The sequence below is a fragment of the Sphingobium sp. MI1205 genome (assembly GCF_001563285.1).
Lineage (GTDB): Bacteria > Pseudomonadota > Alphaproteobacteria > Sphingomonadales > Sphingomonadaceae > Sphingobium.
This window is the reverse complement of record NZ_CP005188.1, coordinates 1834337-1855993: the sequence shown is the minus strand read 5'-3', so window position 1 is coordinate 1855993 and position 21657 is coordinate 1834337. Positions and strand designations below refer to the sequence as shown.

The following is a 21657-nucleotide window of genomic DNA, read 5'->3' as shown; positions in this document are numbered from 1 at the left end:
ATGGCCGATTATGAGGAGCGCGATCCGCTCGCCGGGGCGGCGGAGGAGGTCGCCGACCGTCATCGCCTGACAGGACTGCTCGGCAAGTCGGTGCCGCTGCCCGCATGGGCGCATCTCGAGGAGATGAAGACCTGGCTGAGGCAGGCCCGACAGGCGGCCGCCAAGGCCGACAAGCGCGCAGGCGCCGCGGCTGAATGGCTGCTCGACAACGATTATCAGATACAACGCGCCATCCTGCAGATCCGCGAGGATCTTCCCGGAGAGTTCTACGCGAAACTTCCGGCGATCTCCGGGGACGGGCTCGGTCGCCCTCGCGTGCATCAGCTTGCCCATGCCTTGCTGCAGGCTTCTCACCTGCAGGTCTCGCTGAATGGCGCGGTGCTGTTCGTAGAGCAATATCAAAAGAAGATGCCGCTCAGCATCGCCGAGACCTGGGCCTTCCCGACCATGCTGCGCATAGTCTGCCTGGAATTGCTCATCGGAGGTTTCAGCCACCTCTTCCCGGAGGTCGAGCCGCCCTTTGAGATCGTCGAGACGCCCGACACGGCGATGGTTGGTTTTGACGATACGGAATGCGTCGCGCGCGCAATCGCGAACCTTGGCGTGATCGCGACGATTCAATGGAACGACTTCTTCGATCGAACGAGCCAGGTCGAAGCCATCCTCCGGCGCGACCCGGCAGGCGTCTATCCACATATGGACTTCGATACGCGCGATCGATATCGCCATGCGGTCGAGCAGCTTGCCGACCAGTCGGGACTCCCGGAATGGGATGTCGCCGAGCGTGCCTTGCGCCAGTGCTATAGCAGCGACGAAGCGCCATCGGGCCATGTAGGCTTCTGGCTCATCGATATCGGACGGCCTGCCTTTGCCGACGCGATCGATCCTCGTCCATGGACGCCGGGCTCGATATTGCGACGCGCGCTGCGTTATCCAGGCCTGCTTTATGCAGCCGCCTTGCTGCTCGCGGGCCTTGCGGGCTTTGCTCTACCCGCAGCCTATCTGGTTTCCACCGGCGCCACCGCCGGATCCTGGCTTCTAGGGATCGCGCTCACCCTGCTACCCGCATCGATCCTGAGCATCACCTTCGTCAATTGGCTCGTGACCCACATCGTTCGGCCGAACGTACTCCCCAAGCTCGATTTCAAGGACGGCATCCCCGAAAGTTCGGCGACGGCAGTCGTGATGCCTGTCTTGGTCGCGCGATTGTCGGATATCGCGCCGCTGCTTCGGCGCCTGGAGGCACACCGCCTTTCCAATCCCGATGCCGCGCTCGAATTCGTGCTGCTCAGCGATTTCGCCGATGCGTCACAGGAAAGTGTCTCGGTCGATGCCGATATCGTTCGCGCGCTGACCAGCGGGATCGAGGAACTCAACGCGCGCTTTGCCAATGCCAAGGGACATGGGCCGTTCCATTTGCTGCATCGGCCACGACGGTTCAACGCGGCCCAGGGCTGCTGGATGGGCTGGGAGCGAAAGCGCGGAAAGCTTGAGCAGTTCAACGCCTTCATCCTGAACGGAGATGCGTCCCCCTTCAATGTGACCGTCGGTAGCATCGAACGGTTGCGGCGATGCCGTTTCGTGATGACGGCCGATGCCGATACCAGGTTGTCGGCCGGCATCGTCCGGCGACTGGTGGGGACGCTATCTCATCCCCTTAACCGCGCCCACTTCAACGCTGCGACCGGCGCGGTCGAACGAGGATATACGGTTCTTCAGCCGCGCGTTGAGCTGGCGCCGGAAGCGACCGGCCAATCCTTGTTTTCGCGCCTCTATGGCGGTGACACGACCATCGATATCTATTCGCGCGCCGTATCCGACGTCTATCAGGATCTGCTCGGCACAGGCGTCTACGTGGGCAAGGGCCTCTATGATGTGGCGGCCTTTCATCGGAGCCTCGAAGGGCGCGTTCCCGAGAATACACTTCTCAGCCATGACCTGTTCGAAGGACTGCACGGGCGAGCGGCGCTGGTCAGCGATGCGATCGTTTATGAGAGCTTCCCGACCAGCTATCTCGACTTCACCTGGCGCTGGCACAGATGGGTCCGTGGGGACTGGCAGATCCTGCCATGGCTCTTTCCCTTCGTGCCCGGCGGCGATGGCCGATGGCTGCGCAACCGGCTCGGCTGGTTCGATCGGCTGAAGATATTCGACAATTTGCGGCGCAGCATAATTCCAGCGAGTATTGTGGCGCTGCTGGTGGGTGGATGGTTTCTTCTCCATGGGCAGCCCTGGGTCTGGACCTTGCTTGCCGTCATCGCGCCCGGTGCATATCTCTTTACGGACCTCGTGACCGGCCTCGCGCAGGGCCGCCGCCGCGGCGTCATGCAGAACCTGCTGCGACGTCTGGCGGATCACGCGGGTCGCTGGTTTCTCGCTATCGTCTTTCTCGTCAGTGACGCGATGATAGCGCTGCATGCCATTGCCATCACCCTATGGCGTCTCCATTCGGGCCAAAGAAAGCTCGAATGGACGTCGGCCGCCCACATGGCGACGCGCAACGCGGCGCGACATCCGCGACTGGCGGCATGGCGTGACATGGCCGCCTCTCCGGTGTTCGCGCTGATCATCGGCGCGGGTCTGTTCCTTGCGGCGCCCGCTTCCCTGCCTGTCGCGGCTCCCCTGCTGCTGCTCTGGTTCATTGCGCCTGAGATCGCGATCCGGATCAGCCGTCCGATTGAGCCGGCAAAGGACACGCTGTCCGAAAACGATCGAAAGTTCCTGAGACTGATGGCGCGGCGCACCTGGCTCTTTTTCGAGACCTTTGTGCGCCCCGAGGACAACTGGCTGCCACCCGATAACTATCAGGAGCCGCCCGACGAGGAAATCGCGCACCGAACCTCGCCGACCAACATCGGAATGATGATGGTATCGGTCCTCACTGCCTGGCGCCTCGGACATATCGGCCTCAACGAGGTTGCGACACGGCTTCACAACACGCTCGATACGTTGGATCGCCTGGACCGCTACCGCGGCCATATTCTCAACTGGTACGAGACGAGAACGCTCGCGGCCCTGGAGCCCCGATATGTTTCGACCGTCGACAGCGGAAATCTCGCGGTCAGTCTGATCACCGTCGCGCGAGCCCTTCAGGAAGCCAGAAGCTTGCCACCGGTCGCCACGGATTTGTGGCGAGGGTTTGACGACAATATCGAGTTGCTCGCCGAAGCGATTGCGACGATCGACCTCGAAGCGGCCTCCGCCGCCGGCTCGATCCTTGAGGCTATGCGGGAAACCGCCCGCAGGATTGAGGAAGGGAGGCAAGACTGGGCCGAGAGGATCGACGATCTCCTGTCGATCGATCTTCCTCGCCTGCGCGAGCAGATTACCCTGATGGCCGAAAGCGTCGGCGAGGATGAAATCGCCTCCCTGCGGAATGTCCAAGCCTGGCTGGAGCGGCTCGAACATCATCTGTCCGGCATGCGGCGAGACCTTCGGCTGTTCTCGCCCTGGTGGGAGACGCTCGCGGCGCATCCGGCAGAGTGTTCGAACGTCGCGGCAAAAGTCGCCGACCTGTTGGCGAACGACCGGCTGCCGTCCACGCACGCGGGCGCCGCGGCAGCAATTGGCGTCCTCAATGCGGCGAGAGACCAGCTACCGGCGGAAAGCCGGCAATGGGCGCACGATCTCCAGGCGGCGATCGAGGAAGGCCAGGCGGCCCGGCAAGCGCTTCATGACCGCCTCGATGACCTCTCCAGTCGCGCTAACGCCGCCGCGCACGCCATGGACTTCTCGTTCCTGTTCGATGCCGGCAGCCGGCTCTTTCATATCGGCTACAATGTGAGCGCCGATCGAATAGATCCGCACCACTACGATCTGCTCGCCAGCGAAGCACGCCTCGCCAGCTTTTTCGCCATCGCGAAGGGCGACATAGAGCCTCTGCACTGGTTCCATCTCGGGCGGCCCATCACCAAGCAGCACGCAGGCCTGGCGTTGATATCGTGGAACGGCTCGATGTTCGAATATCTGATGCCGAACATCTTCCTGCAGAGCGATCCCCAAACCCTGCTCGGAATGAGTGACCGGACCGCGATTGCTATCCAGATCGCATTCGGGCGGTCACATGATATGCCTTGGGGTATTTCGGAGTCGTCCTTCGCATCGATGGGCGAGGACCGCGTCTACCGATATCACGCATTCGGCGTCCCTGCGCTCGGCCTCCAGCGAGGTCTGGGGCGCGATCTGGTTATCAGCCCCTATGCGACGGCGCTGGCGCTGACGATCCGGCCCGCGCTGGCGACGCGCAACCTTCAAACTCTGGCGGATCTTGGCCTCATCGGCCGATACGGATTTTTCGAAGCGGTCGACTTCACGCCCGAGCGGGCGCCTGACGGTGAACGCTTTGCCGTCGTGCGCTCCTACATGGCTCATCATCATGGCATGAGCCTTGCCGCGCTCGGAAACGCGTTGTGCGATGACATGCTCGTGCGCTGGTTCCACACCGATCCTCATATCCGCACCGTCGACCTGCTCCTTAACGAAAGGATTCCATGGGAGCTGCCGCCCGAGATCGCGCGGCTTGAGGTTCGTGAGCCACAGCCGGAACCCGACGAACTGATTCCGGGCCTTTACGGCTGGGCACCCACTCGGCGCCGTGGGGAGCACGCGTGGCAGATTCTCGGCAATGGCCGGCTTTCGAGCCGCATTCGGACAGACGGTGCAGGTGGGCTGAGCTGGAACCAGCATGCCCTGACCCGTGGGGACGCAGGTTTCTGGATCTATCTGCACGACCGGGATGCAGATGTTACCTGGTCGGCAACGGGCGGCCCCTTTTCTCGACCCGAAGACGCGCCGGAGGTGATCTTCCAAGCGCATCAGGTGGAGTTCCACCAGCGCGCCCACGGCTTGTCGGTCACGACAACGATCAATGTCGCCAATGCCGACGACCTGGAGATCCGGCGTGTCGCTCTTGTCAATGATAGCGATAAGCCCCGGACCATCGAAGTCACGGGCTACGCGCAGATCGTTCTGGCTCCGGCCCAGGACGCGGCGCGCCACCCTGCCTTCAGCAAGCTGTTCGTGGGGGCGGAAGCCTTGCCTGGCAATGACGGCCTGCTTTTCACGCGGCGGCCGCGCAGTTCGGCGGAACGTCCGCCCGTCCTGCTGACCCGTGTGATCGGGGATGAAGATGGCGTTACCCTGCTCGGTCTCGAAGCCGATCGCAGCGCTTTCATCGGACGATATGGGTGCCCCAGGCGGCCCGCATTGTTGACCGGGGAACTGCCTGGTGGCCCGCTCGGCTGGACGCTTGATCCGATCTGCGCGATCAGGATGACGGTGGAACTGCCTCCGCGCGCGCGACGTGAATTCGCCTTCGTCACCATTGCGGCTGGATCCCGGCAATCGGCCCTCGAACTTGCCGAGCGCTTTACCACCCTGCCGTCACTCGACTGGGCTGTGAGCGATACGGCAAGTGCGGCGGCGCGCGAGATGCACAAGCTGGGCCTGCAGCCGCACATCGTGCCGCAGGCGCAGGCGTTGCTGTCCACTCTTCTCACCAGAGCGGCAGAGCCGGGATCGGCCGGCGCGCGCACATTTCGGCGCGGGGACCTTTGGGCGCTCGGGATATCGGGCGACCATCCTATTTTGATGCTGCGTTCCGGAACCGCGGAGCAGCAGGACCTGCTTCGACAGCTTCTCTCCTTCCACAAGCTCATGCGGCAGCGTGGTATGCCGATCGACCTGGTGGTGACGCATGAAGGAACGTCGGGCTATATCGAGCCCGTCCGCGAGCGTCTTCTGGAAGTGCTGAAGGATGCCGGGCTACAGGATCGCCTTGGCACCCATGCCGGGATACACCTCGTCGGCATCGGTCCATCCGATGGCGAGCGGGCGGCGCTTCTCGATCAGGTTGCCCGCCTCATCCTTGACGAAGCCGGCGGCAGCCTAGTCGACCAGCTTGCGCGATACGACCAGCCGCCGCATCCGGGCCCGCTGTTCGCGCCGGTCGGGGCGAACTCCGGTACAATCATGACGGCGCCCGTACCGCGCCCGGCTGATCTGCAATTCGATAATGGGTGGGGAGGCTTCGATCCGGATACGGGCGACTATACTATCTATCTGGAACCCGGTGCGCCGACCCCTGCGCCCTGGGCCAACGTCCTCGCCAACGACGGCTTCGGGACGATCGTGACCGAGGGCGGTCTGGGCTTCACCTGGGCGATAAACAGTGGTGAAAACCGTCTCACGCCGTGGTTCAACGACCCTGTCGAAGATCCTCAAGGCGAACGCCTTTATCTGCGCGATGAGGAAAACGCACGGCTCTGGACGCCGACGCCGCTTCCGGCCGGTGGAGACACGGCATGCCGCATCGATCACGGCCCCGACCGTACGTCCTGGCACCGGCATAGCGAAGGCCTTGAACAGGAGCTCTCCGTCATCGTGCCGACGCACGACACCGTGAAGCTTGTCCGGCTTCGCTTGCGTAATCAGTTGCCGCGTCCGCGCCGGATCACGGCTACCTACTATGCCGAATGGCTGATGGGCGCTGTGCAAGGAGAACAGGCGCCCCTGCGCCGCTCATTCTATGATCCGATCTCGCACGCGATTCTCGGCCAAAATCCCTGGACCGACGAATTTGCCGACCGCATCTCCTTTCTTGCTTCGACACTTCCGGTCCACACGCTCACCACCTCACGCTACGATTTTCACGGCGATGACGCCGACCCCACCAGTCCCCTCGGACTTCTGAACTGGGATCTTGGTCACCGGCAGCATGCTGCCGGTGACGACTGCTGCGCCGCCCTGCAGGTCCATCTTGATATCCCGGCTGAAGGAACCGCAGAAGTTTGCTTTGTGCTGGGGCAGGGCGACGACCTGGATCACGCGCGTGACCTTGTCCGTCGCTGGCAGGACCCATCGGCCTTCGAGACCGCGGCGCGGGAGTGTGCCGGTTTCTGGAAGGACAGGCTGGACGCGGTGCAGGTCAAGACGCCCGATCCCGCCTTTGACCTGATGGTCAACCGGTGGCTGCCGCACCAGTCGCTCAGCGCCCGCATCCGCGCTCGCGCGGGCTTTTATCAGGCGAGCGGCGCTTTCGGTTTTCGCGACCAGCTGCAGGATGTTCTGGCACAGATCCATGCCGATCCGAATGCAACACGGCAGCATATCCTTGCCGCGGCTGCCCATCAGTTCGAGGAAGGCGACGTGCTGCATTGGTGGCATCCGCCATTGGATCGCGGCGTCCGCACGCGCTGCTCGGACGATCTGGTCTGGCTACCGTACGCCGTTGCTCATTATGTTGAGGCGACCGGAGACAAAACCATCCTGAGCGAGCTGGTTCCTTTTCTGCGGGCGCCCCCGCTCACGGCCGAAGAAACCGATCGCTATGCGCGTTTCGAGGTGAGTGACTACACGCAATCCCTGTTCGTTCATTGCGAGCGCGCGCTTTCCCACGCCTACCGCCTCGGGTCTCATGGCCTCCCGCTGATTGGTGCAGGGGACTGGAATGACGGCATGGATCGCGTGGGCAACCGGGGGCATGGCGAAAGCATATGGCTCGCCTGGTTTCTCATCGCGACCATCCGAAATTTCACGCGTCATTGTGTGGATGCGGACCGGAACGAGTTCCGCGACCATTGGAACGGCCGCGCAGAGACGCTTGCGGCCGCGGTGGAACGGTCGGGGTGGGATGGCGAATGGTATTTGCGCGCATTCGACGACGACGGCCGTCCATGGGGCGCGTCGGAAGAACAGGAATGCCGCATCGATTCCATCGCGCAGTCGTGGTCCGTATTGTCGGGTGCCGGCAAGGTCGAGCGTACCCGATCGGCGCTCGCTTCGGCCAGACGATATCTGGTTCGGGATGACGACAGTCTCGTGCGTCTGCTGGATCCGCCCTTTGACCGCACGCCGCGTGAGCCGGGTTATATCAAGGCCTATCCGCCGGGAATTCGCGAGAATGGAGGCCAGTATACCCACGCGGCAAGCTGGCTCGCGCTCGCGTTCGCGCGCACGGGGGATGGTGATGGGGCCAAGGCGCTCTTCGACCGAATCAATCCTATTCAGCATGCCGCGACGGCTCGCAGCGCCGCCCATTATCGAACCGAGCCTTATGTCGTGGCGGCTGACATTGCCGGCATGGAGCCCCACCTCGGCCGAGGTGGCTGGACCTGGTACACGGGTGCCGCAGCCTGGACATGGCGGTTGGCGGTAGAGGAGATTCTTGGCGTTCGGCTCGTGGGCGGCGAACTTCAGGTGCGCCCCGTCTTGCCCAGGGACTGGGAGAGCGTCGAATTGACCCTGCGGCGAGGCCGTGGGTCTATTCATGTGACGATCGAGACGGATGATACTCTGGAGAGCGAAGAACCGGTAATCGAGGTTGAAGGGACGCTCTGGGACGCACGCGGAATCCCGTTCCCCGAGAACGATCATACGCGGATAGTCGTCGTGCGGGTTGCGCAGCGAGCCTGAAGAGCAATCCAGGACCGGGGCCAACGTGTATCCGGTGCTTTACGTAGCGCCCAGTGCTTCAGGCTCGGCTACAGGAACACTTCTCAACACCTTGTTGCCGGGGAGCGACCGATGAGCACCATTGAAGAACTTAAGGCTGATCTTGCCAAGCTCCGGGACGAAGCCAAGGTCCAGGTGCATCTGGGCGCGATGGAAGCTCGCGAGGAGTGGGACGAGCTCGAAACCAAATGGCACCATTTCGTTGCAGAAGCTCGCCTTCAGGAGAGCGGCGGTAACATCAAGGCCGCGCTCCAGGTGCTCGCTGATGAACTTCGTTCGGCTTACCTGCGTCTGAAGAAGGCGCTATAAATCTGCACCGAACCCCAAGCCGATTTCGGTACCTACTGTTCTGAAGGAATCTCCGTGACTGACACAGCCGCCATAGAAGAGCGCCTGACAGAGCGACTGTCGGAACTTCGCGCTCGGCTGACGCGAGTGAATGCGGATCTGGCTGAGCCCCTTAATGCGGACTCATCGGAACAGGCCGTCGAAGTCGAAGATGATGCGGGTCTGGAAGCCGAGGCAAGCTTGATCGTGCGGGAGGCCGCTTCGATCGATCGTGCCCTGGAGCGAATTGCGAAGGGCACCTATGGCGAATGCGTTCGTTGTGGGTCGCAGATTGCACCGGCTCGGCTGGATGCACGGCCGGAGGCAGCATTGTGCATCGATTGCGCGCGCGCCGAACAATGATCGGCATCGCGACCTCACCGGATGGAGAATCCCTTCGGCTGGGGCGACATGCGCGGCCTGCATCATTCCCCGTCACAAATGGCGAACATCCAGGACGTCCATGACTTGCGTTGCGACCGTCTTGCGGTCATCCGCCGCGTTGACGCGGTGCCAGTCGATCTCACCCAGATCATAGCGAGTCTGCAATTCGACAACGGCGCCGTTGGCGTCGGAAGCGTCATGTGTCCGGGCGGATACCCTCGCCGTCAGCATATCGGGTGATGCGTCGAGCCATATCCCATCGAACCGCACATCTCGTCGCAGTGCGACCTGATGGATCTCCGTGCGCTCTTCAGGCTTCGCATGGACAGCGTCGGCCACCACCGAATGCCCGGCGTAAAGCATGTGTCCCGCCAGCCGTCTCAGCTCTGTGTAAATCGCTGCGTTCGCGGACAGGGTATATGCGTCTTTGGGAAGCGGCGATTCTGGCGGCACGCCGGCAAGTCGCTTCCGCAGCACATCGGATCTCAGAATACGCGCGCCTGGAACCTCGCCGAGGGAATGGCCGATCAGTTTCGCTATTGTGGACTTGCCGGATCCGGAAAGCCCGCCAATGGCGACGAGCCGCGCGGGCACCGGTTCGAGCACTGCGCGCGCCAGCGTCAGATAGGCGCTGGCCTTTTGGGTCAGAGCTTCGTCTGAACCATCGCTCGCCTGTGCGGCCGATGTATGGGCGCGAATCCCGGCTCGGATCGAAAGAAACAACGGCACAAGGGCCACGCCGGCATCGTCCTGAGGGGAAATGTCCAGATAGCGATTGAACAGGGCATTCGCTTCGCAATGAAGGCCGCGGCCCCATAAATCCATGAGTAGGAACGCAAGGTCGTAAAGGACATCGCCGGTCGCAAGTTCGGGACTGAATTCCAGGCAGTCGAACAGGACGGGGCTCCCGTCGATCACGGCAATGTTACCCAGATGCAGATCGCCATGGCCATGTCTCACGCGCCCGCTTCGCGCACGTGAATCGAGCAGATCGGAGTGCTGGGCCAGCAGGGCGACTTGCCTGTCGATCAGGTCTCTCACGAGCCGAGCGGGAAGAATGTCGGGGAATCGAGCCATGCTTCGATCATTCCCGGCAATGACGGCTTCCAAACGGCTGCGCCCCGATCCGGACAGGCACGTCTCGGCGCCATCATGAAATGCCTTGATCCGGTCTGCGAGCTGCGTGATCAGCACATCGGTCAGGCCACCTTGGGTTGCCACATGATCGAGCAAGGCGTCATCGGGAAAGCGGCGCATCTCCAGAAGCCAATCGACAGGTTCTCCGTCGCCATCGAGGTTCAGGCAGCCCGCCGAATTCTTGGATACCGGGCGAACCGCCAGGTAGAGTTCCGGCGCGGTCCTGCGATTAAGCCGTAGCTCCGCTTCCAGGGCGGCGCGGCGTCTATCGGCGGTTGAAAAATCCAGATAGTCGAACTGGACGGCACGCTTGAGCTTCCATGCGCGATCGCCGACGAGGAATAGACGCGCCGCATGCGTGTCGATCCGACGCATGGGCTCTCCAGAGCCGAAGGCTCGTCCCTCGAGAAGGGTTATGACGTCGGCTTGCGGGTCTGCGTGGTGCCGAGGTCCCGTCGAAGCCTCCGGCAAACTGCTATGCCTGCCCGATTTCGATCTTCCGACTCCGCGCTGGCGCATTTTCATCCTTGGTCAGTGTGACGGTGAGGACACCATCCTTGAATGCAGCGGTGATCGCGTTCGGGTCAACGTCGCTGGGCAAGGATACCTGGCGCCGGAAGGAGCCATATCGCCGTTCGCTGAATACATAGCCCTTGTCCTTGCGTTCGGTCTCCTCCTTCTTTTCGCCGGCTATCGTCAGGAGACCGTCAGCGACGCTGATATCGATATCATCATCGGACAGGCCAGGGAGCTCGGCGGTGAGGCGATAGGCCTTGTCCTCATCGACAAGTTCAACAGCCGGAACTGGCGCGATTGAAGATCGATTGCCGACACCGAACAGACTGGCGGCGGGGCGGCCAAAATCTTCGAAGAGGCGGTCAATCTCCGTGCGAAGCCAATCAACCGGATGATCGAGAATTGGGCTGATCGGATTGGCCTTGGACGTGGTCGCTGGAACCTGATCATTCATGGCGGACCTCCTGCGAAATGAATGCTCGAGGTCCGGATTGGGCGGGGGGGGATGGCCGATGAATCAGGCCAACAGCGATCCGGCCCTCGAGCGAGGAGGAGGCTATGCGGTTGCCTGGGTGGGCTCTATCCGGAAAGTTACTGAGGGGCGTTTGGGGCGCTCACCATCTCACAATGGACCCGCGGGTCCATTGGTTCAGGTAGCAGCGCGCAAGTCGCACGGATGATGACAATCCGAAGAGCCCGGCCTAAAGAACGCCGACGGTTTGAAGCTCGTGGATGCGACGGTCTGGACATGTTTCCAGCGCTGAACTCCAAAGCAAGTAACATCATCGTTGAGATGGTTGCCAATTTTAATGGATCGCACGAGGCGCTGTTGATAGGCTTGAGACAGAAAGGGGTATCAGCGCTTGCTGCTTCCTTCTGACGACGAAGAGGCAGAGTCATCATTAAAACCGCTCCGCGATCCGGGAAATTCCTCCATTCATGGCAAGCGGGTGCCATTGCGCCACTGGTTGACCGTTCGATCCATGCCCGGCTTTTGACCGCGTCCCTTGCGGGACTGGCTATCGCCGTCATCGCGGTGGTCACACGATGGCAGCTTGGCCGGCAGATCGACGAGAGCGTTCATTATTTCGTCTCTCTCGGCGTGGCCGGTATGGTGCTCGTGGCGCTCAGGCCGGATATCGTGGTGTTGGCGGGCGTCACGCTCGTTACCCTTACGACGCTCGCAATCGTTGACGGTTGGCCGACCGTGGCAGAACAGTGGGTTGCCCTGTTCCTGTTTCTCGCCGCCATGGCTCTGCTTTGGCGGAATCACCATCGTACTCTCTCACGCGCTCGCGATCTCGCGGACGGGACGAGGATGCTGGCCGCAGAACTGAACCTGCTCATCGATGGGGCGGAAGATTATGCGATCTATATGCTCGATGCTGAAGGACGGGTCACGATCTGGAACGGGGGCGCCGAGCGTCTGAAAGGCTGGACAGAGGCCGAGATGGCCGGCCAGCTTACAGATCGGTTTTATCCGGCCGATGTCGTCGCCAGCGGCAAGCCGACGTCCTTGCTTGCCGAAGCACAACACCGTGGCAAGATCGAGATCGACGAGTGGCAGATTCGTAAGGATGGCAGTGAGTTTCTGGCTCACATTTCCATCACCGCGTTGAAAAAACCCGACGGATCGTTGGGCGGTTTCGCGACAATTGTCCACGACATCACCGACCAGCGAGCAACGCTGAGCTCTCTTCGCAACAGTGAAGCGCATCTTCGTTCGATTTTGTCGACGGTCCCCGATGCAATGATCGTCATCGATGAAGGCGGCACGATGGTGTCGTTCAGCACGGCGGCCGAGCGTTTGTTCGGTTACACTCAGGAGGAAGTCCTGGGTTCCAATGTCAGCATGTTGATGCCCTCGCCTTATCGCGAACGCCATGACGGTTTTCTCGAGCGCTATCTGCGTACAGGAGAGAGGCGCATCATCGGGATCGGACGCGTGGTTTTTGCACTGCGAAAGGATGGGACGACCTTCCCGATGGAGTTGTCGGTTGGAGAAGCGGCCGGCGAGAGCCAGCGGCTGTTCACCGGCTTCATTCGCGATCTGACGGATCGCCAAAGGACACAGGAGCGGCTAGAGCAGCTTCAATCCGAACTGATCCACGTCGCGCGCGTCAGCGCGATGGGGACGATGGCGTCGACGCTCGCCCATGAGCTGAATCAGCCGATCACCGCCGTAGCCAACTATCTCGAAGCGGTCCGGGACCTGCTCGACCAGCCAGATCCCGATGATCTGCCCGACATCCGGGAGGCGCTGACAGACGCCGCGGGGGAAGCGATGCGCGCGGGTCATATCGTGCGCCGTTTGCGTGATTTCGTTGCCAGGGGGGAGGTCGAGAAGACTGTCGAGAACTTGCCCAACCTCATTAACGAAGCGGCTGCCTTCGGCCTGATGGGCGCGGGCGAGAAATCGATCGAAACCCGCATGGACATCGATCACGAAGCTGCGACGGTCCTCGTCGATAAGGTCCAGATCCAGCAGGTCCTCGTGAACTTGATCCGCAATGCGGTCGAGGCCATGAATGCGCGCGCCAGGCCTGTGCTCACCATCCGCACCGGTCCCGACCAGGCGGGTTTTGTGCGTGTCACGGTGTCCGATACCGGCACGGGAATGGCCCCCGAGGTCGCTGCCCAGCTCTTCAAGGCCTTTGTCAGCACCAAGTCGGACGGCATGGGGTTGGGTCTCTCGATTTGTCGAACGATTGTCGAAGCCAATGGCGGGCGCATCTGGATGGAGCCTGCGGAAGGGGGCGGCACGCAATTCCATTTCACACTGGTCAGGGCAGATAGGGAGCAATCTTATGGAGGATAAGCGGATCGTCCACATCGTCGACGATGAAGATGCAATCCGTCGATCTGCCGGTTTCATGCTCAAGAAATCAGGTTTCTCGGTCGAAACCTGGTCCTCCGGTGTTGAATTTCTGAAAGACGTGAGGAACGCGGCCGAGGGCTGCATTCTCCTCGATGTGCGTATGCCTCAGATGGATGGGCTCGAAGTCCAAAAGGAATTGAACGAACGCGGTATCGCGATGCCCGTCATCATCCTGACCGGGCATGGCGATGTGTCGATCGCTGTAAGCGCGATGAAGGCCGGCGCAGTCGACTTCATCGAGAAACCGTTCGAGAAGGCGGTGTTGCTCGCGGCTATTGAAAGTGCCTTCGAACGGCTTGCCGACGTTGAAGGCAGGGCAACCCGCGCCGCCGACGCAACGATCCGCATCGCCGCTCTGTCCGGGCGCGAACAGGATGTGCTCAAGGGGCTTGCGCGAGGACTGCCAAACAAGACGATCGCTTATGATCTTGGGATTTCGCCGCGCACCGTAGAGGTGCATCGCGCCAACCTCATGACCAAGCTGGGCGTTCGCAGCCTGTCGGAGGCGCTCCGTATCGCGTTTTCCGCGGGGATCACGGGCTGAGGATCGGGACACTTACGTAGCGACCCGGGGATCGTTTCCTGACATCGTCCGAGGGACCAGCAATGCCGCTGGGCCGATGGTGTGAGATGTCAGGCGAGAATATTGCGGCCCCGTTGCGGGAACGCCCGCGTCTTCTTCTGGTCGAGGATGACGCCGGTGTTCGCCGTTCACTGCAGCTTCTCTTTCGTGCGCAGGGTTTTGACGTCCGGGCCTATGCGGCTGGTGCGGCGCTTCTGGACGATCCGTTATCGGGGGATGCCTGCTGCTTCGTTGCTGATTTTCGATTGGAGCAGAGCGATGGCATCGAGGTGCTTTGCCGCCTGCGCGAACGTGGCTGGCCGGGTCCAGCCATACTCATCACCGCGTTCCCATCGGCCGAACTGACCGAGCGTGCCTTGGCGCAGGGGTTCGCCCAGGTTCTGGAAAAGCCCCTGCGGGAACATGCGCTGACTGGCGCGCTTGCCAGGCTGACGGGCGTGGGAAAGCGCATTTGAAACGACGCTCGACCAAAAGGGAGTGCGCAGCATAACAGGAGAAACGTGTGACAGCAGCGGAACAGAAACAGCAGGCGCCCTATGATCTGGTTGGAGGGGCCGTCGTCGTCCGGAATATCGTAGACCGCTTCTATGATCTGATGGATCAGGAGGACGCCTATCGGGAGTTGCGTGCGCTACACGCCCCGGAGTTGGGGCCGATGCGCGTTTCGCTTGCCGGTTTTCTCAACGCATGGCTGGGCGGACCGCGAGATTGGTTTGATGATCACCCTGGCGTTTGCATGATGTCGGCCCATGCGCGCCTGCCGATCACTGGTGAGACAGCGGATCAGTGGTGTGACGCGATGCGCCGCGCCATCGCTGATTCGACGGTAGATCCTGCCCTGGGCGTCAAGATGGCCGAAGCCTTGTCGAACATGGCGCAGGGCATGGCGGCGCGTGCCGCGTCGGCAGCGTGACCCCGCGGCGCGAACAGGCGAAGAAATCACTATGACCGAGATGTTCGCGATGCAGCTCGAAGCGGTCGGCACGCCGCTGCGGCTCGTTGCGCGACAGGTTCCAACGCCTGGTCGAGGCGAGCTTCTCATCGAGGTCGCTGCTTGCGGCGTCTGCCGAACCGATCTGCATATCGTCGATGGGGAGATCGAATCCCGCCTCCCCATCGTTCCCGGGCACGAAATTGTCGGCATCGTTGTTGCGGCGGGGGAAGGGGTCGCCGATGTCGCGATCGGTGATCGCGTCGGCGTTCCCTGGCTCGGACATAGCTGCGGCCATTGCGACTATTGCCGAACAGGTCATGAAAATCTGTGCGATAGTCCCGCATTCACGGGATGCACCCGGGATGGCGGTTATGCGACCCATACGGTTGCGGACGCTCGCTTCTGCTTCAGGATACCCGACGCCTTTTCCAATGAAGAAGCCGCGCCCTTGCTGTGCGCCGGGCTGATCGGCTGGCGGTCCCTGCGCGCTGCGGGGGAGGGAACGCGGATCGGTCTCTACGGATTTGGCGCCGCCGCGCATATCATCGCCCAGATTGCGCTGTGGCAGGGCCGGGCGGTTTATGCCTTTACCAGGGCGGGAGACGACGAGGGACAGGCTTTTGCGCGATCACTCGGCTGCGCCTGGGCCGGATCATCGGAGGATGACCCGCCCGTGGAACTCGATGCGGCGATCCTCTTTGCCCCCGTCGGTGATCTTGTTCCGCGCGCGCTGCGTGCAGTCCACAAGGGAGGCAGGGTGATCTGCGCAGGGATCCACATGAGCGACATTCCGTCGTTCCCCTATGCTGACCTCTGGGGTGAGCGAACCATTGCATCGGTGGCTAATCTGACCCGCGAAGACGGCACAAGCTTTTTCGAGATCGCGCAGAAAGCCAACGTCAAATCCGTGACGACGGTCTTTCCGCTGGCTCAAGCCAATGTCGCGCTTGAGCGGTTGCGCAGTGGCGCCGTTGTTGGAGCGGCCGTCCTGGTGCCATCGAACTACGCGAAGGCTTGAGTATGCACTCGCCGCGAAGCGCCCTCTTCACGGCCCCAGGGGCGAGTGCGCGTCACGCGGTGCCTCTGTAAAGTTACGGAGTGCGGTCATCAATGGCCGGGGCCATGATGCGATCATGAGCAGCATTTCACAGATCAAACATGTGCTCGTCGTCGTGGACGGTGCAGAGCATTCCCTGACCGCCGTTGATCAGGCGCTTGCCTATGCCGGTATGCATGAAGCGGCGCTTACGATCGTCGTCGTGACCGAAAATCTCGCATTCGCCGCGGCGGCTGATGCGATGGCTTTCGCGCAGGCCATCACGGTATCCGAGGACCAGCGCGACGAACATCTGGCGGCCGTTCGCGAACGAACCAGGAATACCGCGATCGAAGTAGAGGTTCACTCGGTGTTCGAGGCCAGCGGGCTGATACCCGGTCTCGTGAAGGCTGAAGGCCAGTACGCGGATATCGCGCTGATTCCGGGTGTCGGGCGCTGGCAAAGGGATGGCTTGAGGCGCCGTATCTCCGAGGCGCTTCTGTTTACGGGCGTGCCGACGGTCATTTTGCCGGCCTCCTGGAATCCTGGTCCCATCGATCACGCCGTATTGGGCTGGAACGCATCACTTGAATCGTTCCGCGCCGCGAGGGCGCTTCTCAATCTGGCCGAACCCGATGCCCGTATCGACGTTGCGATTGTCGATGATCCGGGTGTCGAATCCGGGGAGCACCGGGGCGGTGTCCAGATCGCCCGCCTTTTCGCGCGACATGGCCATAGCGGCGGCGTTTGTCCGATCAGCTCATCCGGTAAGGATACGTCGGCTGTCCTTCAGAATTACGCAGTGGAGCAGAAAGCCGATGTGCTCGTGATCGGTGGCTATGGGCGTTCGCGCGCACTCGAGTTCGTGCTTGGCGGCGTGACGCGGGAACTGATCGATCATCAGCACCTGCCGATCGTTTTCGTACACTGACTGGCGAACCCGTCTAACGGTTGAACGGAGGAGATCATGAAAGCTCTCGTTTATCATGGCCCCGGCGAGAAGAGTCTCGAGGATCGCCCGAGGCCGGCCTTGCAGGCACCCGGCGATGCGATCGTGCGGATCACGAAGACCACCATTTGCGGCACCGACCTGCACATCCTGAAGGGGGATGTGCCGACGTGCGAGCCGGGCAGGATCCTCGGACATGAGGGTGTCGGGATCGTGGAGGAGGTCGGAACCGCGGTTGGAGCCTTCAAGCCCGGAGATCATGTCCTGATCTCCTGCATCACCTCTTGTGCCCGGTGTGAATATTGCCGGCGCGGCATGTATTCGCATTGCGTCGAGGGCGGCTGGATATTGGGCAACAGGATCGATGGCACGCAAGCCGAATTCGTGCGCATCCCCCATGCCGACAACAGCCTTCACGCGATCCCGCCGGGGGCCGATGAGGATGCCCTCGTCATGCTGAGCGACATTCTTCCGACGGGCTATGAGTGCGGCGTCCTGAACGGGAAGGTTGCACCGGGCAGCAGCGTCGCGATCGTCGGCGCTGGACCGATCGGCCTGGCGACCCTGCTGACTGCGCAATTTTATGCACCGGCCCGGATCATCATGATCGATCTCGACGACAATCGCCTCGCCGTCGCGCGCAAGTTCGGCGCGACGGACACGTTCAACAGCGGACGTGATCCGGTCGTGAGCCTGGTTCGAGAGCTCACCGACGGCAAGGGGGTCGATACGGCTATCGAAGCAGTCGGGATCCCTGCGACATTCGCGTTATGCGAAGAACTGGTCGCGCCCGGCGGGGTAATTGCCAATGTCGGTGTCCACGGCGCCAAGGTCGACCTCCATCTGGAGGAACTCTGGTCGCGCAACATCACCATCACCACCCGGCTCGTCGACACCGTCAGCACGCCGATGCTCCTGAAGACGGTCGAGGCCAAGCGCCTGCGGCCCGAACAGCTCGTCACCCATCGTTTCGTGTTGTCGGACATATTGGAGGCGTATGAGACGTTCGCGCGCGCAGCCGATACTCATGCCTTGAAGGTGGTGATCGACACGTGATCGGGGTTTCCAGCGATATTCCGGGCGATGCGCAGCAATTCCATCCGAATATAGGGAGTTCCGAACCGGCGGAACCATCGTTCGCGCGCGCGCGCCGGCTGCGCCTTCACACGCATCATGAGCTGGTCGCGATCATGCGGACCGACAGCCCGGTGTGCCATGCCGAGGGCCTTGCCGCGCACACCCAGGTCTATATCCGCAACGGCAGCCAGCCGATCGCGGCCACGCTCTATCAGGTGGAGGGCGACTTCCTGGCCGGCGACGAGATCGGTCTGTCCGAAGCGGCCTGGGTCGCGCTTGGCGTGGAGGAGGGAACCGTTGTCCAGGTCGGTCATGCGCCGCCCCTCGAATCGATCGCCTGCGTCCGCCAGCGCATCTACGGACACAGGCTGAACGGGGCCGCGCTGACCAGCATCGTCGGTGACGTGGTGGCGGGCCGCTATGCCGATGTGCACCTCGCCGCCTTCCTCACGGCTACCGCCACGCTTCCCTTCGACGAGGACGAGACCTACCATCTCACCAGGGCGATGGTCGAGGCCGGCGACCGTTTGCGCTGGCCGAGCGAGATCGTCGTCGACAAGCATTGCGTTGGCGGTCTGCCGGGCAACCGCACGAGCCCGATCGTCGTCGCCATCGCTGCCGCCTGCGGTCTGACCATGCCCAAGACGTCGTCGCGGGCGATCACGTCCCCGGCGGGAACGGCCGATACCATGGAGACGCTCACCCGGGTCGATCTCGACCTTGGCGCCATGCAGCGCGTGGTGGCGGTCGAGGGCGGCTGCCTCGCCTGGGGCGGCGCGGTCTGCCTCAGTCCCGCCGATGACATCTTCATCGGCGTGGAACGCGCGCTCGACATCGATACGGAGGGGCAGCTCATCGCCTCCGTTCTGTCGAAGAAGATAGCGGCGGGCGCGACCCATGTGGTGCTCGACATTCCGATCGGGCCGACCGCCAAGGTGCGCAGCGTCGCGGCGGCCGAACGGCTGGAAGCCACGCTTGGCGCCGTCGCCGCCCGTTTTGGCCTTGTTATCCGCTGTGTCCAGACCGATGGCACCCAGCCCGTCGGCCGGGCGATCGGGCCCGCCCTGGAGGCGCGCGACGTGCTGGCGGTGCTGACAGGCGATGCCGATGCTCCGCCGGGCCTTCGGGACCGCGCCTGCACGCTCGCCGGCGTGGTGCTCGAACTCGGGAAGGTCGCGGAAGAAGGCCAGGGACGCGCGCGCGCCGAACGCACATTGGCCGACGGCAGCGCCTGGGACAGGTTCCAAAGGATATGCCAGGCCCAGGGCGGCATGCGCACCCCGCCCACGGCCAGGCTCACCCATCCGATCCTGGCGGCGCATAGCGGCCGCGTCACCCATATCGACAATCGCCGGATAGCGCGCCTTGCGAAGCTGGCGGGCGCGCCCGACTCGCCGGCCGCGGGCATGCTTCTTCATGTTCGCCTGGGCGACGACGTTATCGCTGGCCAGCCTTTGCTGACCCTCCACGCCCAGTCGCAGGGTGAAATGGCTTATGCGCTGACCTACGCCGCCGCCAATGCCGACATGCTTGCGATCGTGCCATGACGGCGATGCTGTTTTCCATGCCCGGGAACGAACGGCTGGCCGCATCCATCGCGGAACATACCGGGTGGGCGACAGGCACGCTCGAGGTTCGCCGGTTTCCCGATCAGGAGAGCTATGTCCGGCTCCGCTCCGGGGTGTCGGGATCAGCCGTGGCCGTCATATGCACGCTCGCGCGGCCCGACGACCAGATCATGCGGCTGCTCTTTGCTGCAAGGCTGCTGCGCGAGAGCGGGGCGCGGTCGGTCCATCTCGTGGCGCCTTATCTTGCCTATATGCGACAGGATCGGCGGTTCAAGGATGGCGAAGCGCTGACGTCCCGCCAGTTCGCCCAGCTCCTTTCATCCGAGTTCGATGGGCTCGTGACCGTCGATCCGCATCTCCACCGCTACGCGGATCTGGGGGAGATCTATTCGATGGAGACGGCTTCGCTCGCGGCATCTCCGCTTCTGGCGGACTGGGTCCGGGCCAATGTCGATGCACCGCTCATCATAGGACCCGACAGCGAGAGCGAGCAGTGGGCGGGCGCAATCGCCAGGCTTATCGGAGCGCCCCATGCGGTCTTCGCGAAATCGCGGCGCGGTGATCGGGACGTCCTTATCGCGGCCTCGGACCTGGGGGCATGGAAAGGCCGCACGCCGATCCTCGTCGATGACGTGATTTCGTCGGGACACACCCTTGCCAACGCCGCGCGCGAGATCATCGACCAGGGCTTCCCTCCGCCGATCTGCCTGGCTGTTCACGGCCTCTTCGCGGCTGGTGCCGAGGCTTTGCTCAGGGAAGTCGGCTGCCGCATGGTTACGACCGAAAGTATCTCGCATGCCAGTAACGCGATCACTCTTGGCGCACTGCTTGGCGATGCGCTGGCCCGGCAGATGGAAGGGGGCGCCGGTCGGCTACGTATAACACCCGAATGAATCCCATCACGGCGCTGGGTAGCAGGAATAGCTCAAAGCTGGAGGGACATATGGCTATCAAGGACATTCTCGCCGTCGTCGATACCGGAGACAAGGACGAGCGGTTTTTGCGCGATGCGCTTGCCTTTGCCGAGTTCCACGACGCCAGCCTTGCCATCGTCGTGCTGTCGGCTCTCCCCGCGAGCGACTATGCCCTGACGGTTGCACTGCCTTATGTACTTCTTCCCGATTATACTGAAGCGGTGGAGGCGAAGCAGCAGCGGATCGCGATGCTCGCCCGCTCCACGAACGTAGAGGTGAGGACGATTTCGGACCAGCCGGCGGTGATCTTCGCCAAGACCGCGGTCTATGCCCGTTATGCCGACCTCGTCCTGTTCGGTCCTTCGGACAATTACGACCATCCGCCAATTCGACGTGATACGCTTGAGCGTTGCCTGTTCGCATCTGGGCGTCCCGTTCTGATCCTGCCCACCGGCTATAAACCGGCCGCCATCGATCACTTGGCGATCGGCTGGAATGCGACCCGCGAGGCGACGCACGCGCTGCGCGACGCGACCATGTTCGCGGCGCCTGGGGCAAGGATCGATATACTCATCCTCGATGCGAAGCCGACGGTCCAGGGCCACGGTTCCGAACCGGGAGCCGATGTCGCCCACCATCTCGCCCGGCATGGCTTTACGTCGACCGTAGTTCCCATCCAGGGCGGTGACGTGTCGGATGCGGAGGCGCTGGTCGAAGCGGCTCACCGGCGTGGCGCCGGGATGCTCGCGCTTGGCGCTTATGGCCACTCTCGCCTGCGCGAGATGATCCTGGGCGGCGTCACGCGCGACCTGCTCACTGGCGCGCCGCTGCCGCTGCTGTTTGCGCATTGAAGCCCATTCAATCGGCGGCACGCAAGCGCGGAACCGCGGGCCGGGAATGAAA

General features: G+C 62.6%; 15 protein-coding genes. 13 read left to right on the top strand and 2 right to left on the bottom strand.

Going from position 1 to position 21657, the window contains the following annotated elements; all coding sequences use genetic code 11:
* From K663_RS08835 to K663_RS08825, 3 genes are all read left to right on the top strand, one after another.
* Positions 1–8412 carry a GH36-type glycosyl hydrolase domain-containing protein gene (locus tag K663_RS08835; RefSeq protein WP_030090319.1) on the top strand — a complete coding sequence of 2804 codons (8412 nt, stop codon included), beginning with the start codon at positions 1–3 and terminating at the stop codon, positions 8410–8412.
* A 111-nt stretch (positions 8413–8523) separates the two neighbouring features.
* Complete coding sequence (locus tag K663_RS08830) at positions 8524–8760, top strand: hypothetical protein (protein WP_013846854.1); 237 nt, start codon at positions 8524–8526, stop codon at positions 8758–8760.
* 54 nt (positions 8761–8814) lie between these two features.
* A complete protein-coding gene (locus K663_RS08825; RefSeq protein WP_013846853.1) occupies positions 8815–9141 on the top strand; it encodes a TraR/DksA family transcriptional regulator in 327 nt (108 codons plus the stop codon).
* Positions 9142–9213: 72 nt separating this feature from the next.
* Here K663_RS08825 and K663_RS08820 read toward each other — a convergent pair whose 3' ends face one another.
* A complete protein-coding gene (locus K663_RS08820; protein ID WP_119034650.1) occupies positions 9214–10674 on the bottom strand; it encodes a bifunctional aminoglycoside phosphotransferase/ATP-binding protein in 1461 nt (486 codons plus the stop codon).
* A gap of 100 nt (positions 10675–10774) precedes the next feature.
* Positions 10775–11269, bottom strand: coding sequence for an Hsp20/alpha crystallin family protein (locus tag K663_RS08815; RefSeq protein WP_013846851.1), 495 nt, complete (start codon positions 11267–11269; stop codon positions 10775–10777).
* A gap of 540 nt (positions 11270–11809) precedes the next feature.
* Here K663_RS08815 and K663_RS08810 point away from each other — a divergent pair.
* From K663_RS08810 to K663_RS25245, 10 genes are all read left to right on the top strand, one after another.
* Positions 11810–13633 carry a PAS domain-containing sensor histidine kinase gene (locus K663_RS08810; protein ID WP_013846850.1) on the top strand — a complete coding sequence of 608 codons (1824 nt, stop codon included), beginning with the start codon at positions 11810–11812 and terminating at the stop codon, positions 13631–13633.
* Positions 13623–14237: a response regulator transcription factor gene (locus K663_RS08805; RefSeq protein ID WP_013846849.1), complete on the top strand. Its 615-nt coding sequence runs from the start codon at positions 13623–13625 to the stop codon at positions 14235–14237. Before K663_RS08810 ends, K663_RS08805 begins: the two co-directional genes overlap by 11 nt.
* A gap of 62 nt (positions 14238–14299) precedes the next feature.
* Positions 14300–14731, top strand: coding sequence for a response regulator transcription factor (locus tag K663_RS08800; RefSeq protein ID WP_013846848.1), 432 nt, complete (start codon positions 14300–14302; stop codon positions 14729–14731).
* A 47-nt stretch (positions 14732–14778) separates the two neighbouring features.
* Positions 14779–15189, top strand: coding sequence for a group II truncated hemoglobin (locus K663_RS08795; RefSeq protein WP_013846847.1), 411 nt, complete (start codon positions 14779–14781; stop codon positions 15187–15189).
* 31 nt (positions 15190–15220) lie between these two features.
* Positions 15221–16228, top strand: a complete 1008-nt coding sequence (locus K663_RS08790; protein ID WP_013846846.1) for a zinc-dependent alcohol dehydrogenase family protein — start codon at positions 15221–15223, stop codon at positions 16226–16228.
* 115 nt (positions 16229–16343) lie between these two features.
* Entirely contained in the window at positions 16344–17177 is an 834-nt protein-coding gene (locus K663_RS08785; protein ID WP_062116435.1) for a universal stress protein, read from the top strand.
* 36 nt (positions 17178–17213) lie between these two features.
* Positions 17214–18251 carry a zinc-dependent alcohol dehydrogenase family protein gene (locus tag K663_RS08780; RefSeq protein ID WP_013846844.1) on the top strand — a complete coding sequence of 346 codons (1038 nt, stop codon included), beginning with the start codon at positions 17214–17216 and terminating at the stop codon, positions 18249–18251.
* Complete coding sequence (locus K663_RS08775) at positions 18248–19819, top strand: thymidine phosphorylase family protein (protein ID WP_425454911.1); 1572 nt, start codon at positions 18248–18250, stop codon at positions 19817–19819. The genes K663_RS08780 and K663_RS08775 overlap by 4 nt, the downstream gene beginning before the upstream one ends.
* Positions 19816–20733 carry a ribose-phosphate diphosphokinase gene (locus tag K663_RS08770; protein ID WP_030090325.1) on the top strand — a complete coding sequence of 306 codons (918 nt, stop codon included), beginning with the start codon at positions 19816–19818 and terminating at the stop codon, positions 20731–20733. Before K663_RS08775 ends, K663_RS08770 begins: the two co-directional genes overlap by 4 nt.
* 557 nt (positions 20734–21290) lie before the next feature.
* Positions 21291–21605, top strand: a complete 315-nt coding sequence (locus K663_RS25245; protein WP_373886340.1) for a universal stress protein — start codon at positions 21291–21293, stop codon at positions 21603–21605.
* Positions 21606–21657: the final 52 nt, after the last annotated feature.